Origin of the sequence: Methanofervidicoccus sp. A16, assembly GCF_003351865.1 — an archaeon.
Lineage (GTDB): Archaea > AGJL01 > Methanococci > Methanococcales > Methanococcaceae > Methanofervidicoccus.
Genome location: NZ_CP022242.1, coordinates 101,629 through 115,947 on the forward strand (window position 1 = coordinate 101,629; position 14,319 = coordinate 115,947).

Sequence of the window (14,319 nt, forward strand, 5' to 3'; positions counted from 1 at the left end):
TTATCAATTAATAATATTATTAATCTTCTTTAAATTTATTAACCTAAATTAATTCTCAAAATATCCTTATATATACTTTTCGGTTTTATGAATATTAAATTTATTAATTAAAGTTAAAAATGTTTCTAAATAAAAAAGAATTATGGCGCGGAGGAAGGGATTTGAACCCTTGCGGGGCAGAGCCCCACCGGATTTCAAGTCCGGCGCCTTAGTCCAGGCTCGACCACCTCCGCTCTATTCCAAAAATAAATAAATAAAGCAATTCTTATATATACTTTTCGGTTGTATACATAGGACCTGTCCACTTAACATAAACACCACCTCAGTTTATTATAATACAGAACAAATAACCTACAAAAGAAGTTCCAGTTTCTAACAGGATTTTTAGCATTAATAGAGCAGAAAAAGATCTTTACCCTCTGCTTCAGAGAAGAAAACACCGATTCTATCAAACTCCCCCGCCCAAAGGTCTGATGTTCAAAGTTTAAATTAAGACTTTTTAGAGCACTAATTAGCCATGGGGCTTTATCTATAAGGAATTTAGGCTCACCCCTACAGTACTTCAGTACTTTCTTTACAAAGGACCTCGTAATTAGATGATTCCTTATTGTATAGACTCTCATTAAAATTAATTCATTCCTCTCAACATCTACAGCTGAATAAACGTAATAGTGCTTCCCGCCACCTTTAACAACAGTTTCATCCACCGCTATTAGATCTCTTTCTCTTTCCTCTGTTGTAATGGATAATTCTTCTTTAAACTTATTTATCCAGTTCCAAACTGATGTTTTTGAGACTGGATAAATCTCTGAAAGAATTCTGGCAGTTCTTCTTACTGAAGATGTCTGAATGTAGGTTGCAATGGCGAGTGTTTTAATTTCTATAGGTATTTTGTTCCTCTTAAAGATTTTTAATTCCTTTATAATATCTTTTACTCTTAGCATAATAGTATCTTATGTACATTGTTATATATGATGTTTGTTTTATGTGGACAGGACCCAGAATTTTATTATTATTCTTTAAATCATTATTTTAATATAGAACTAAGGTAAAAATAATTAAAATCAGATTCTTTTTAGGGGGTTCATTTAAGAATAAGAAGGGTCCTCTCCGTTAGTATAAATCAGAATTGTTAAAGAACCTACACCTTGTTTTTCTAATCTTTAAAAAATGTGAGGTATGACTTATCTTTTTAATATTCTCTATCACTTATCTTTTTAATATTCTCTATCAGGGTTTTTGATAGGATCTATTACAAGATTAGTATTTAAAAGAAATTTTTATAATTTTTTTCTGGTTTGAAAGTAGTATATATTTAAATGAATAATATTAGATAAAATATTATAATTAATTTATATATTAGATATTATTATAATAAAAAATAATAATAAAAAAATAAAATATAACTAATATAAATTATAACCTATTTAAGAATAATAAACCCTATATTAAAATAACTTTGGGGTAAAAAATGGCAACGTACAACCTTAAATACGGACTGGATCCAAGGAAAGACCATGTTCTCTATAGGGATGAAGACCACTTGGTGATCTACCTTGGAACAAATATGTCAGGTAGTGGAGACGTAGACGTCAACAGTTATCTAATTGTAAATAAGAAGAGAGGATTTTTACTGGATCCAGGGGGATACAAGATATTTCCAAAGGTTCTCTCTAATGTTTCTAAGTATATAAATCCTAAGAATATAGAGTACATATACATGTGTCATCAGGATCCAGATGTGGCGGGAAGTGTCCCACTTTGGAGGGCTATAACAAATGCGAAACTTGTTACAAGTTGGTTGTGGATTAGGTTCTTACCACATTTCGGATTTGAAGATGTAGACAGTGTGGCACATCCACTACCAGATGAAGGTGAGGAGATAACCTTTGGTACAACAACCTTAGAGTTTATACCTGCCCACTACCTCCACAGTCCTGGACATTTCACCATCTACGATAGACGGAGTAAATTCCTATTTACTGGAGATATTGGAATAGCTATGTTGGAGGAACCATCTCTGATAATTGAGGATATGGATAAACATATCGAGGCTATGAAACCACTACATGAGAAATTAATGGCAAATAATCACGCTCTAAAACATTGGGTTAACAGGGTTAGGAATTTAGATATAGAGGCTATTATCCCTCAACATGGAGGGATTATCCCAAGGAAACATGTCAATAGGTTCTTCAATTTCTTAAGTAATTTGAAGTGTGGTACAGATCTACTAAGGTGATTAGATGAAAAAAAATCATAACAAAGATAAGGATAATGATAATTTACATATAGTTTCAGATATCTTTGCAGATGCTGTTCGTATAGAATCTGCAAATAAAGAGACCTCCAAGATAATATACAACTTAGTAACTGATATTAGTGAGTATTTTGTAAAAAATAACGAAAGGATTGTTGAAAATATAGAAAATCTATCTGAGATCATTGAAGATTTAGAAAAATTTAGAGATGATTTTCTACCATTTTTTCAGAAGTTAGAGATATTTGCAAGGGAGTTTAATCATCTCGTTGAGAACCTACAGTACATATCTAAGATGAGTAGTTCCATAAACGATGTTGCAAAACATACCAGTTTAATAGCCCTAAACGCCTCCATCGAGGCTGCAAGGGCTGGTGAATCTGGAAGAGGGTTTGCAGTTGTAGCCAATGAAATTAGGGAGATGGCCAATCAAACTATGAAGTTGACGAAGGAGATTGAAAAATTCAACTCTGAAGTTATGAGAGATCTTGAAGTGTTGAAGGATGTGTTAAATGTTATAGATAAGACAAAGGAAGGAACAAAAATGTTGGCAAAGGATATCAACGAAATCGTGGAGATAAACAACAAACTGAATAAGATTACAAAAGATCAGGAGAGATTCGTTCATGATATTAAAAGTTTAAGTGGTATATCTTTAGCAATGGAGAATTTCAATAAGATGCAGGAGAGGTTTAACAGAAAGTTAGGAGATCTGTTAGTTCAACTGGCTATAAGTGAAAGTGGCAAAAAAGTTGGTTAATTTCAACCTGGTGATTTCATGCACAGGATGGCAAAGTCTATATTGAGTAAGAAGAGGGAGGGTAAGAACCCAATTATCGCAGAGATAAAAGTCTTCTCTCCAAAGTACGGCGATCTACTTAATGGTAGGGATGAGATAGATATCCTTAGGATATATGAGGAGGCAGGGGTTGCAGGTATATCCTACATTACAGATAAAAGGTACTTCAAGGGGGATTTTAACGTTTTTAAAAAGATATGTGCATCTACAGAACTCCCTGTATTGAGGAAGGACTTTATTACATCAAAGGAGGAGATAGAAAGGACTGCAGAGGCAGAAGGGGGTGCAATCCTACTAATAGGGAGACTCCTAAAGGAGAAAACTGGGGAGTTCGTTGACTATGCCTTGGAGCATGGGTTAGATACTTTAGTTGAAGTTCATAGTAAGGAAGAGATGGAGATAGCCAAGGAGACTAATACTACTATGATAGGGATAAACAATAGGGACATCTCTAAGTTGGAACTTGACGACGGCAACGTATCCCTTACAGCAAAGTTGTCAAGGTACCTACCAGAGGGTATTATCTCTGTCAGTGAAAGTGGTATCGCCACCTTGGAAGATCTAAAGGTAGCCCTGAAGTATACAGATGCAGCCCTTATAGGCACAAGTTTTATGAGGGCGGAGGATACTTTAAACTTCGTTAAAAGTTTTGTAGAGGCTAAGTTATGTTAAGTAAAAAATGATGATTTACAGATGATATTTCGTTATTAGAGATTTTCATCGTTTTTTATTATAATTTATTAATTATTTTTAATATTTTTATTATTCTTTTAAAATTTATAAAATAAATAGAAAGTTAGAGTTGGAAGGGGAAGTTTTTTAGGCACTATAAAGTTTGAGAAGAGAGGAAAATTTATCCCAGTACAGTAGAGAGTTCTGTAAGGTGTGTAGGAATCTTCAAGAGATAGGGGATAAAGATAAATATAGTATAGTCTGGTGAAATTATGGGATATATAAGAGATGAGATGGTTAAACCTATATTAATTGGAGGGGTTATTGGTGGAGTACTGTCGTCTGTTCCTGTAATAGCATGCTTAAACTGCTGTTGTTGTCTTCTGTACGTTCTATCTGGTGTTATCACTGCCTATTTAATGTCAAAGGAATTTGATCCAAGTGATAGGGACTATCTCATATCTGGAGCGTTAAGTGGAGGTGTTGCAGGATTTGTCAATTGTGTACTAGATACTCTAATAACTTTTATCACATATGGAGTAATGGCTCCCTTTATGGCAAATTACTACACCTCTGAGTATATGAATATGATGATGGGGGGACCTACGTCTTTAATGATATTCACTATACTAAGTATCCCTCTATATATAATATTGGGTGCTATCTTTGGAGCTGTTGGAGGAATGTTGTATGGAAAATTAATGAAATAAATATAATAATTTTTTATTTATTATAATATTTTTATTTATTTTAACCATTAAGGACAGCCTCTGGAGTCATTGGAACAATATTTAAAAGTTTTATGGGGGTCAACTTATGCTGAGTAAGATCGTAGAAGGATACGATCTAACCTTCGAAGAGGCTTATAATCTATTTAACCAATTACTTGAGGAGAGCGATGTAAGAATAGGTGCCTACCTTACAGCACTTCAGACTAAAGGTGTCACCTCTGAAGAGATCGCAGGTTTTGCAAAGGCTATGAGAGATAGGGCCATCAAGGTGGATCTTGGCAGAGGTATAGTAGATACCTGTGGAACTGGAGGAGATAGATCCTCCACTGTAAATGTAAGTACAGCAGTGTCTATAATACTCTCAACCTTTACGAAGGTTGCAAAACATGGAAATGTATCTGTTACCTCTAAAAGTGGTTCTGCAGATGTACTGAGGGCACTAGGTATTGAGATAGACATTCCACCTGAAGAGGCAAAGAAGATGATTGAAGAGACGAACTTTGTATTTCTCTTTGCTCCAAGATATCATCCAGCCCTAAAGAGGATCATGCCTGTTAGGAAGGAATTGGGCATAAAAACTATATTCAACATCTTAGGTCCTCTAACAAATCCAGCGAATCCAGAGTATCAGATGGTAGGTGTCAACGCTCCAGATCTGGTGGAGAAGGTTGGAGAGGCTTTGAAGTTGTTAGGGGTTAAGAGGGCCCTTGTAGTCCATGGGGATGGTCTCGACGAGTTGGATCCAAGAGGTCCCTCAAAGGTATGTGAAGTTGTAGGGAATAAAATTGAGACCTATACTCTATCTCCAGAGGATTTTGGATTGGAGAGGACGAAGATAGTGCCATGTGGTAGTCCTGAGGAGAGTGCAGAGAGGATACTTAAGGCATTCTCTGGTAAGAGGAACGAGGATAGAAACTTTATAGTACTAAATGCCTCTGCAGTTCTCTATACCTGTGGGATAGCGTCAGATTATTCAGAGGCGGTAGAGATGGTAAGTAATGCCATAGACAGCGGTGAAGTGTTAGAGAAGTTGGAGGATATAAGGAGGTATTCAGAAAAGTTGAAATCAGAGAGTTCGAAATAAGAGAATTTGTTTTAAAAACTCCTAACCTATTAATTAGTATTCCTTTCTATATTCTCAAGAGTTAAAAGGTAAACCTTTATTGTTGGTAAGAACTTTATCCCTGGTTATAGTGGAACCAGCATACATGGTTTACTTTTTTAATGTTTTTTTAGTATTAAAGAACAAATTTGATTGTACCATTTTCTTATCAAAAAACTCTCGATAAAATTTTAAATTAAAACTATTATAAGAAATTAAAAATAAAAACTCATACTCTGATAAATTTGGAAAGTTATAAACAATAGATGATTTCCTAATCTGCTATTGAACATTTAGAGGGAATAACGACCTTCTTAGAATGATTATGGTAAAATTCTCTCCTTATTTTTAAAATGTTTTTTTATTATTTTATTTAATTATTATTTTTAACTTAGTCTCCATCAAAAGCAGAAATTAGAAAATATTAAACTTTAAAGATAAAAATGAACATATTACAAAAAATATCAGAGGATTACTTTCTCCAAATGTTTAGAAATTAGATAGAAAATATCTATAATTGTTTATACTTTTTAAAAATTTATATTCGAGACAGGAAAAAGAGTGTTTTTATTTTTCAAATACTTTTTTCCATTTTTATACAATTTTTTATTATTTATCAACCTCATCAAAAGAGATAATTTAAAAACAGAAAAAATAAATAAGGGTTGTAAAAAAGAGTTATAAACGAGATATTCACTCCCTAATACTGGAAAACGGAAAACTCTAAAATATCTTTTGATACCTTTTTCTTTATCTTAGTGTTTAGAAATTTAATTATATATTTATAAAGTAGGGTTTTTACTATTTTTTAATTACCGTCTTAATTCCTATCAAAGTAATAAATTAAAAAAAACAATAAAATATAACTTTATAAAATAAAAAATTATAAAAATTTATTGTAAAAATTAAGGAATTTAAAATATAAAAAAATTTTTTTCTTCTCTAAATTATCATTTTAAACTATTAATAAAGAAATGGGTGTTCTTCGCTCCTGGCCATTGGAACGGGAGAGGATGATTCTTCAGATATTTTCTAAATTACAACTCTTTTTTATTATTTTTCTAATTACTACATAATGGAAACTAAGACTTTATTATCCGCAATATATCCCTATTACATTTTTTAAACCCTTAATGACTTTATATGTGAGAACACAAATAGTTTTACTATAAGTCTAAATAATTACAACTACCAGGTGTAAGGATATGGATAACCATACCCATACAGCGAGACTTATAACTATCCTCTCTGTTGAAGAGGGACTGAAGACAGAGTTAGCCCATAGTATAAGAGTTAGGGCCAATATAGAAAAGAGATCGTTAAAAAATGAAGATACTGTAGCAGTATTCAACATAGTAGGTACTACAAGTTATCAGGTTTTTTTCATAGACGATAAGAATAGTTTGGATGTTATAAAATCAGAGTTAGATAAAATGGGCGTACTACTAAACTACGACTCAGAGAAGATTTTAGAGAGGTATATTCAGAGAAAGATAAAATAGAGTGATACTATGGATGATAAAAGGAGTGCCCATGGTGTAGATAAACAGTGGGTAGTATTAAATGAACTTGCCTTCCTTCTTGTTAACCAAGGTAAAAAAGTTCCTGAGGAGGTTTTCTCTAGACTGAGAACTGCAAAGAATATAATATCTTACTACCTGTTAGATGAACATACCACTTTCAACACACTTCTGAAGGCAAATAACGAACTCTCAAAGGTACAATCTATACTCTTCACACTCTGTGAGGAGGATCTAGCAAAGGAGTATATGGAAAAACTTACCCTGGCTATGATGGACAAGTTAGATGTGGAGTTTCCTCTCGATAGAAATCTATTTAATGCAGAGGTAAAGAAAAGGAGAAATGTTCACTCTATAAGGGTAAGATTGGATGGAGAACTTCAACCGGAGATTTTAAGCAACTTTAGTGAGTGGTACGGCGTAATATTCGAATACAGCAGAGAATTGGAGGACTGTATAGTAATCGAGGGAGAGGAAAATAGGGTAAAAAATGCACTGAAAAATTTTGCCACTGTCTGGAGGTTTTTAAGGGAGAACTCCACAGCAGGAAAGTATTAGATATATAATATAGTCTCCAATGTAGGGAGTTATTATATAAGAAATGGTGACAGGTACTATTAAAGGTATCATAGGAGTTACGTATATCTCCTCGTTATCGTGGTACTTTGAAAAGTCGTCATCCTCAGAAGATGGAAAGAGTTTTATACTATCCTCCTTTCCCATTATCAGTCTGTTTTTATCTCTAACATCCTTAACTTTAACCTTCTCTCCAAAGGAGAGTATAAGTAAGTGTCGCATACTTTTAGGTCTATGCCCTCTTATCAGATTTTTTATAAGTACTATTAGAGGTAAAAAGATCATAAAAAACATTCCATTGATAAAGACCAGTATAGGAAAAGAAGGGAGGTATCCTATATTTAAAATAATTCCAAAGGGAGTGTACGTTGGTGCAGTATACTTTGGTATTAGGGCACCCATTCCTGCCAACAACTTACCATCTGCTCCTCCTACTCCAAATAGAAACATTATATATCCCAGAATAAAACAGAGAATAAATCCAGAGAGGGAACGTAATATATAACCTATATCACCAGTAACCACAGTTAAATAAAGATGAGACAGTACTCCAACGATAGACATAAATATCCAGAGGTAATCCTCAACCTCCCTACTTCTAAGATCTTGAACAGCCCCTATTATAAGACAGATCAAACCAATGAGATAGTTGTAGAACATTATATCTGCCATAGATCTCATCTTTATTATTTTTTAAATATTTTTTCTATTATACCCTCTTTAGAGTCCTTATTACCAACTTCATCTTTTTTTACTTCCTCCCTATCCTCTTCTTTTTTCTCCTCTAAATTATTATTTTCACTATCCGACTTTTTCTCTTTTTTTCTCGCCAACTTCTCCCTGTCAAATGTAAAATCATCTTCTATCTTGATCACATGATCTGCAATATTCTGAATCGCTAAACTGAAACCAGGTTCTGCACCGATTACTATGATCTTCTTACCATGCTCCTTAGCCTTCCTCATAGCAGGGAGGAAATCTGCATCTCTAGTCATATAGGCTATAGTATCTACGTTCTTGTTGAATATTAACTCTGTGCCCTCAACAGCCATCTCTACATCTACATCTCCAGCAGTAACCCTTGGTTCAAAACCTTGATTTGCAATAGCCTCTATCAACTTATCAGATGCATACTGGTTTAGATATACTCTACCTATTATAATTTTACCAAACTTACTTAGAACCTCCCGTATCTTATCTAAATCAACGTTGAACTCCTTCCTCAACATATTAGGTCCGTCTATCAGTAGTGCTATTCTATCCTTACCTTCATCTTCACTACTTTTTTTGATACAGATCTTCTTTAACTTTCCCCACATAGTATCACATATTATGTTTTTATTTATATATTTTTATATTTATATTGATAAAATTAAATTATAATTATGGGGAATTTAATATTTTTTCATACCTTCTTTTAAAATCCTCTAGGTTCTTTATAGTAGTGTCTAAAGTAAGAGGTGTTAACGATATGTGTTTTTTCTTCCTTAAAACATGGACGTCTGTACCTTCTTCATCGTCCTCTACAGGATCTCCCCCTATCCAGTAGTACTCTCTACCTCTAGGGTCCTCTCTCTCCTCTATATGGGTGGTGTACATCCTCCTTCCCAACCTTGTAATCTCAATAGGCGTTTCCTCAGTAGCCCCCTCTGGAATATTCAGGTTGATCACATCACAGGGAAAGTCCTTGTCAAAGTACTTCTTAACAACTTTAACTACTATCTTAGAGGGAGTTATAAAATCTATTGGCATCTCCCCCTCTTTAAACTTTAAATGATCTTTCGTAATCTCAAGGGAACATGCCAGTGCCTTTGCTCCATGATGAGCCCCTTCAAATGCAGCCCCTAAGGTTCCTGAAGTTGTTATCTCTGTACCTAAGTTCTCTCCTACGTTTATACCTGAGATAACAATATCTGGTACCTTCTTCAGTATCTTGTAGATACCTAGGATAACACAGTCTGTAGGAGTACCTGATACTGCGTATCCGTAATCTCCATCAGCCAGTTTTGTTTTGGTAATTCTCAAAGGTATAAAGAGACTTATAGCCCTACCTACACCACTCTGCTGGTTTGTAGGTGCCACTATAGTAACCTTGGCACCTAACTCCTCAGAGAGTACAGACTTCAAAGCCAGTAAACCGTTGGAGTAAATACCATCGTCGTTAACTAGTAATATGTCCATAGGATCACCGTGATTATCTTTATTTATACCTTAAATCTCGCATTTCTTAATCAGATAAACCTATCTCTCCATTAGACTCGTTAAAAAAGTGAATATAAGATTACTTAAAATAACAGTTAAAATTTTTTATATTTTAATAGTATACTTATTAATATTATAAAAATTTTTGTTGTTTTTTACTCTTTTTATAGATGGTGATTTTATGAAAAAAAGGAATATTACTGAGTTTCAGATACTTTCAGAGATTGTAAGAAAACAGCCCCATATAAAACAGAAGGAGATTGCAGATGCCTTAGGAATAACTGTCCAGGGAGTTTCTGAACATATAAGGAATTTACTTAAGAAAGGTTATATAAAATCTAGAGGGAGAGGAGAGTACATCCTTACTGATAAGGGCATAAGGGTTCTAAAAACCTGGATATCTCAATTTAGAAACTATCTTGAGGAGGTTAACAGGGAGATATATAGATACAAGGATATATGGCCTGCTATCGCCTATGAGGATATAGAGGATGGAGACAGAGTATATCTATTTATGAGGAGAGGTTTACTTTACGCCTCAAAAACTCTTAAAACTACATCTACCGCAGAAGTTATAGAGGGAGGTAAAAAGGGAGAAGATATAGCCATAACGAACATAGAGGGTATAATAGAGATAAAGAAGGGTAAAGTAATAATTTTGAAGATACCTCCTCGGATCAGCGGTGGTTCTAAAAATGTAAATTACGATCTCATTAAAGAGGTTATAGATAAAAATAGGGAGGCTGTAGTGGCAAGTATGGGAACTGTCTCATATGTAGTGACCCAGAAGTTGAACATAAAACCTGATATAAGATTTGCAGTTTTAGAGGGTATCGTCAAGGCCTGTGAGAGAGGTTGCGATGTAATATGTTTAGTAACAGGGAGGATGACAGAGAAGGTTGTAAAGGTTTTAGATAACAGTAAAATAAAGTATACACTATTGGACACTGCAAAAAGCAACTGATATATTCATCTATATTCTAAGAACCTGAGTGATAATTAATACATACACCAGATACACTACAAATAATATTGTCCCTTCTATCCTACTAATTTTAAAGTATTTACTGTCATATTTACCGAGGAATCTCAACACCACACCCTTATTCATAAAGAGGACCATAAGCACTACAAGGAGTAAGTTAACGAATAGTTCAAACCTTGTTGGAGGTATAGGGATAGCCATACTGGAGAGGGCTAAAACACAGCCAATATTTATCATATTGCTACCTATAACGTTTCCAATAACTATCTCCCCAAGTCTCTTCCTTGTGGCAGATAGTGATACTGCAATTTCAGGTAGGGAGGTTCCAAAGGCCACCAGTGTAAATCCTATAACCTTGTTAGGTATACCTAAAAGGAGGGCAATATTACGGGCACCATCTATGAATAACTTACTTCCTACAAATATACTGGTCAGCCCAACGATGGTAAATATTAGGGCTAAAACCATAGGAATGTCCTTTTTATCGTCCTTACTCCCTTCTGTTATAACAGTTCTCTTTTTTAGGGTGTATGCCATATAACCTAGAAATAGGATAAACAGTACTACGCCATCTCCAAAGTCGAAACCATCGTATCCCAGTAAAAAGAGTAGTATGGAGTAAAGGAGATATATTTGAGAGTTTTTTAGTATAGAACTCTGTTTTACAATAAGAGGAGATATTATAGCACACAACCCTAGTACAAATCCAATATTTACTATACAACTTCCAAGGGCATTCCCCACTGCTATCATCGGTAGGCCCTTATATACAGCATATAGAGTAGTAACTATCTCAGGAAAAGAAGTACCAAACGCAACTACCGTTGCTCCTATAACAAAGTTTGAAAGTTTAAAGTACTTGGCTATCCTTGTATTTCCCAGAATAAACCAATCACTCCCATAGTTTAACAATCCCAACCCTATAAGGAGCATTAGTATACTTAGTGAAATCTCCACATTTTCACCGATAGAATTAAGTGAGAAATTAAAAAATCTTATTATAAAAATTAATTATAATTATTAAATTAATTAAAATAAGTGGATTTATACTTCTTTTTTATCTTTTATAAATCACCTGATCCGTTCTTTACCTTCTTTCTTTTAACCATCTTAAACTTCTTACCACCACATTCACAAACTAAATCCTCTATAACCACATTCTTACCATCTACCTTGTAAACCTTACCACATTTTAAACATCTGTAGTATCTCAGAGTAGGTCTTACCTCTCCAGTATATAACTTACTTAAGTTTATCTCCTCATTTTTAAACTTTTTTAAATTCTTTCCCACCAACCTTGCTAAAAATGTGGTATTTCCAATTATCTCAGAACCTTCGTAGATGTTGAATCCAGGAATAAGTTCATATATTGCAAAATTCATACTATTTACAATCCTCTGAACCTCTAAGTACTCCTCTATTGGTTTATGAGAAAAGGCTAAGTAAAGTACTCCCTTATCCCCCAATCCTTCAACACCCCTTGATAGGAACAACTTTAAACCATCCAATGTATAGGGAGGATCTGTAAATACAGTATCAAATCGTCCCCAGTACTTTTTATCTAACTCCTCCCTAAAATCCTGTTTAACTGTTTCAATATTCAACCCCTCTCTCTTAGATATCTTATCTATCAGGTTTAACAGTCTCTCATCTATATCCATAACTACAACTTCTTCTGGAAATCCTGTCATTGCACTTGGAATGGATGTTAAATCATCATCTCCAATAAATAACACCCTCTTTCCCTCTAAATCTCCCCTGTCAGCCATTATAGCCGCCCTATACACTGCTGTTTCAGGAGTGGCGTGAGACTGATCTATCCTTGTATTCACAGTGGGCCTAAGTTTTGCATACTCCTTATGTTTCCTAAGTATCTCCTTGAAAACATCATCTAGAACTATTCCTCTCCCCCTACAGGTGGGACATTTTAAATCTCTCTTCATTCTAAATTTTAGATTATCCTCTACTAAATTCCTACCGTACTCTGTATACACTGCACCTCTTTCATCCCTTTTCAAGATTCTGCTCCTCTCTAGGATACTCCTTACCTTACTTACAACAGGTAAAGGTAGTTTAGTGTACTGACTTATTCCCTTTGTAGATACTGGCTGATTCCTATAGATACACCTTAGTATACTTTCGATAGCATCAACACCTTCTGCCACCTTTACCTTCTCTGCCAACCTTTTTAGGAAAGTTTTAAACCTCTCCCTGTTGGAGAGATCCAGAGTACTTTTATTTAATTTACCTCCCATCTGACCGATTATCTTCATGGTGAAACCTCTACTTTCTGGTTAAAAAAATAATTAATTTAAACTTCAGCATCTTAGATATTTTTATTAAATAAAAATTATTATAATTATGAAAAAAATAATAAAAATTTCCCCTAAAAATTTCCTATTAACCCCTCCAACTAAAGAAAATATTCTCTTTTTAAGTATTTAACAATACTGCAGTTCTTACTTATCGATTATACAACTTTGATACTCTCTAGATCTCCCCCCATTCTATAGGATAGTTTAACCTTTAAAATATTGCCCTCTATCCTTGGGTTCTTAATTGGTATAATGAGAGGAGGGTTTAACATAGGAGTACTGCCAGCAACAGTATCCTCTGTCAGTTGAGTATAGGTGTTTAACCTTATGCCTATTCTATCCTCCTTAACTTCATTACAGGATATCCTAAACTCTAAATGATAGGACACCTCTTCCCTGTTCACCCTGTTAAAATCAACTGTACTATAGAGTACTTCGTTAGATAGAGGCTGTGAGGTCACCTCCTCGTCGTAGTAGATATGGTCCATCCTAGCCAATACTACCTGGGCTGTATTGTAGACTCTCTGAGGTATGATCCTCCCCCCTTCCTTCAAGATCCCTTTCTTAAGTATGGCATTTATCACTGGGACCTGAGGTTCTGTAATAAGTGCAGTGTCTAACATCTCCATAACAACTACATCCACCTCATCCTTAGGAACGTACTCTCTTGCATCGCCCTCTATAAGTTCTATATTATTAAACCCGTTGATCTGTATATTCTCCAAGGCATACTGGTAGGTTATAGGGTCTAACTCTATGGCATAAACCTTTTTTACAATTCTGGCAGCCATCATAGCCAGTATTCCACTTCCTGTACCTACATCGTAGAGGATATCATCAGGTTTAACACTCCTCTCTATAGCCCACTTGAACACTCCTAGCCTCTCTCTATCCTGTAGCATACTGTAGTGCCACTGAGGGACGTTTAATTTAAGTATCATTGGATATACCTCTTTTTAGTAGTTGTTAAAATATATTAGATGGGTTTTTTACTTCTTTTTTTGTTTTTATTTATTCATTTTATATAGGTACATCAACATATTTTAAAATAATTTTAAATAAAATCTTTTTTATTATAAAAAAATAAAAACAGAATAATTAGACAACTTAAACCTTTAAATGGAGAAAATACTCGTAAAACAGATAAAAATGCCCTT

General features: G+C 34.3%; 15 protein-coding genes and 1 tRNA gene. 8 read left to right on the plus strand and 8 right to left on the minus strand.

Annotation, left to right across the window (positions count from 1 at the left end; genetic code table 11):
- Positions 1-143 precede the first annotated feature (143 nt).
- Both CFE53_RS00450 and CFE53_RS00455 read right to left on the minus strand, forming a co-directional pair.
- A tRNA-Ser gene (locus CFE53_RS00450) sits at positions 144-233 on the minus strand.
- Between the two features lie 72 nt (positions 234-305).
- Complete coding sequence (locus tag CFE53_RS00455) at positions 306-944, minus strand: DDE-type integrase/transposase/recombinase (protein WP_148119920.1); 639 nt, start codon at positions 942-944, stop codon at positions 306-308.
- Positions 945-1,471: 527 nt separating this feature from the next.
- Between CFE53_RS00455 and CFE53_RS00460 the strand changes: the two genes are divergently transcribed.
- The 7 genes from CFE53_RS00460 (at position 1,472) to CFE53_RS00490 (ending at position 7,642) form a co-directional block, all read left to right on the plus strand.
- Positions 1,472-2,242 (plus strand): MBL fold metallo-hydrolase, encoded by a 771-nt coding sequence (locus CFE53_RS00460; protein WP_148119940.1) that lies wholly within the window; start codon positions 1,472-1,474, stop codon positions 2,240-2,242.
- Positions 2,243-2,246: 4 nt separating this feature from the next.
- Positions 2,247-3,020 carry a methyl-accepting chemotaxis protein gene (locus CFE53_RS06925; protein ID WP_148119941.1) on the plus strand — a complete coding sequence of 258 codons (774 nt, stop codon included), beginning with the start codon at positions 2,247-2,249 and terminating at the stop codon, positions 3,018-3,020.
- Positions 3,021-3,038: 18 nt separating this feature from the next.
- Positions 3,039-3,731: an indole-3-glycerol phosphate synthase TrpC gene (gene trpC, locus CFE53_RS00470; RefSeq protein ID WP_148119942.1), complete on the plus strand. Its 693-nt coding sequence runs from the start codon at positions 3,039-3,041 to the stop codon at positions 3,729-3,731.
- A gap of 272 nt (positions 3,732-4,003) precedes the next feature.
- Positions 4,004-4,441, plus strand: coding sequence for a hypothetical protein (locus CFE53_RS00475; RefSeq protein ID WP_148119943.1), 438 nt, complete (start codon positions 4,004-4,006; stop codon positions 4,439-4,441).
- Positions 4,442-4,547: 106 nt separating this feature from the next.
- Complete coding sequence (gene trpD / locus CFE53_RS00480; protein ID WP_148119944.1) at positions 4,548-5,546, plus strand: anthranilate phosphoribosyltransferase; 999 nt, start codon at positions 4,548-4,550, stop codon at positions 5,544-5,546.
- Between the two features lie 1,223 nt (positions 5,547-6,769).
- Positions 6,770-7,066 carry a DUF749 family protein gene (locus CFE53_RS00485; RefSeq protein WP_148119945.1) on the plus strand — a complete coding sequence of 99 codons (297 nt, stop codon included), beginning with the start codon at positions 6,770-6,772 and terminating at the stop codon, positions 7,064-7,066.
- Between the two features lie 9 nt (positions 7,067-7,075).
- Complete coding sequence (locus CFE53_RS00490; protein ID WP_148119946.1) at positions 7,076-7,642, plus strand: DUF2096 family protein; 567 nt, start codon at positions 7,076-7,078, stop codon at positions 7,640-7,642.
- Here CFE53_RS00490 and flaK read toward each other — a convergent pair.
- The 3 genes from flaK to surE form a co-directional block, all read right to left on the minus strand.
- The gene (gene flaK, locus CFE53_RS00495) at positions 7,610-8,332 is read right to left on the minus strand and encodes a preflagellin peptidase FlaK (protein WP_148119947.1); all 723 of its coding nucleotides are present in this window, start codon (positions 8,330-8,332) and stop codon (positions 7,610-7,612) included. The two genes, CFE53_RS00490 and flaK, sit on opposite strands and share 33 nt — an antisense overlap.
- Positions 8,333-8,346: 14 nt before the next feature.
- Positions 8,347-8,979, minus strand: a complete 633-nt coding sequence (locus tag CFE53_RS00500; RefSeq protein ID WP_148119948.1) for a TIGR00288 family NYN domain-containing protein — start codon at positions 8,977-8,979, stop codon at positions 8,347-8,349.
- Positions 8,980-9,043: 64 nt separating this feature from the next.
- Entirely contained in the window at positions 9,044-9,841 is a 798-nt protein-coding gene (surE, locus tag CFE53_RS00505; protein ID WP_148119949.1) for a 5'/3'-nucleotidase SurE, read from the minus strand.
- 202 nt (positions 9,842-10,043) lie between these two features.
- Here surE and CFE53_RS00510 point away from each other — a divergent pair, with 202 nt between their 5' ends.
- Positions 10,044-10,826: a winged helix-turn-helix transcriptional regulator gene (locus CFE53_RS00510; protein ID WP_148119950.1), complete on the plus strand. Its 783-nt coding sequence runs from the start codon at positions 10,044-10,046 to the stop codon at positions 10,824-10,826.
- A gap of 9 nt (positions 10,827-10,835) precedes the next feature.
- Here CFE53_RS00510 and CFE53_RS00515 read toward each other — a convergent pair whose 3' ends face one another.
- From CFE53_RS00515 to CFE53_RS00525, 3 genes are all read right to left on the minus strand, one after another.
- A complete protein-coding gene (locus tag CFE53_RS00515) occupies positions 10,836-11,804 on the minus strand; it encodes a calcium/sodium antiporter (RefSeq protein WP_253254753.1) in 969 nt (322 codons plus the stop codon).
- A gap of 107 nt (positions 11,805-11,911) precedes the next feature.
- Complete coding sequence (locus CFE53_RS00520; protein ID WP_148119951.1) at positions 11,912-13,120, minus strand: bis-aminopropyl spermidine synthase family protein; 1,209 nt, start codon at positions 13,118-13,120, stop codon at positions 11,912-11,914.
- A 197-nt stretch (positions 13,121-13,317) separates the two neighbouring features.
- On the minus strand, positions 13,318-14,103 hold the full coding sequence (locus tag CFE53_RS00525) for a 50S ribosomal protein L11 methyltransferase (RefSeq protein ID WP_148119952.1): 786 nt from the start codon (positions 14,101-14,103) through the stop codon (positions 13,318-13,320).
- Positions 14,104-14,319 lie beyond the last annotated feature (216 nt).

Bases quoted from the DNA above. Each gene is read 5' to 3' on its own strand.
- CFE53_RS00455 (WP_148119920.1), bottom strand. From the start codon at position 944: ATGCTAAGAGTAAAAGATATTATAAAGGAATTAAAAATCTTTAAGAGG.
- CFE53_RS00460 (WP_148119940.1), top strand. From the start codon at position 1,472: ATGGCAACGTACAACCTTAAATACGGACTGGATCCAAGGAAAGACCAT.
- CFE53_RS06925 (WP_148119941.1), top strand. From the start codon at position 2,247: ATGAAAAAAAATCATAACAAAGATAAGGATAATGATAATTTACATATA.
- trpC (WP_148119942.1), top strand. From the start codon at position 3,039: ATGCACAGGATGGCAAAGTCTATATTGAGTAAGAAGAGGGAGGGTAAG.
- CFE53_RS00475 (WP_148119943.1), top strand. From the start codon at position 4,004: ATGGGATATATAAGAGATGAGATGGTTAAACCTATATTAATTGGAGGG.
- trpD (WP_148119944.1), top strand. From the start codon at position 4,548: ATGCTGAGTAAGATCGTAGAAGGATACGATCTAACCTTCGAAGAGGCT.
- CFE53_RS00485 (WP_148119945.1), top strand. From the start codon at position 6,770: ATGGATAACCATACCCATACAGCGAGACTTATAACTATCCTCTCTGTT.
- CFE53_RS00490 (WP_148119946.1), top strand. From the start codon at position 7,076: ATGGATGATAAAAGGAGTGCCCATGGTGTAGATAAACAGTGGGTAGTA.
- flaK (WP_148119947.1), bottom strand. From the start codon at position 8,332: ATGGCAGATATAATGTTCTACAACTATCTCATTGGTTTGATCTGTCTT.
- CFE53_RS00500 (WP_148119948.1), bottom strand. From the start codon at position 8,979: ATGTGGGGAAAGTTAAAGAAGATCTGTATCAAAAAAAGTAGTGAAGAT.
- surE (WP_148119949.1), bottom strand. From the start codon at position 9,841: ATGGACATATTACTAGTTAACGACGATGGTATTTACTCCAACGGTTTA.
- CFE53_RS00510 (WP_148119950.1), top strand. From the start codon at position 10,044: ATGAAAAAAAGGAATATTACTGAGTTTCAGATACTTTCAGAGATTGTA.
- CFE53_RS00520 (WP_148119951.1), bottom strand. From the start codon at position 13,120: ATGAAGATAATCGGTCAGATGGGAGGTAAATTAAATAAAAGTACTCTG.
- CFE53_RS00525 (WP_148119952.1), bottom strand. From the start codon at position 14,103: ATGATACTTAAATTAAACGTCCCTCAGTGGCACTACAGTATGCTACAG.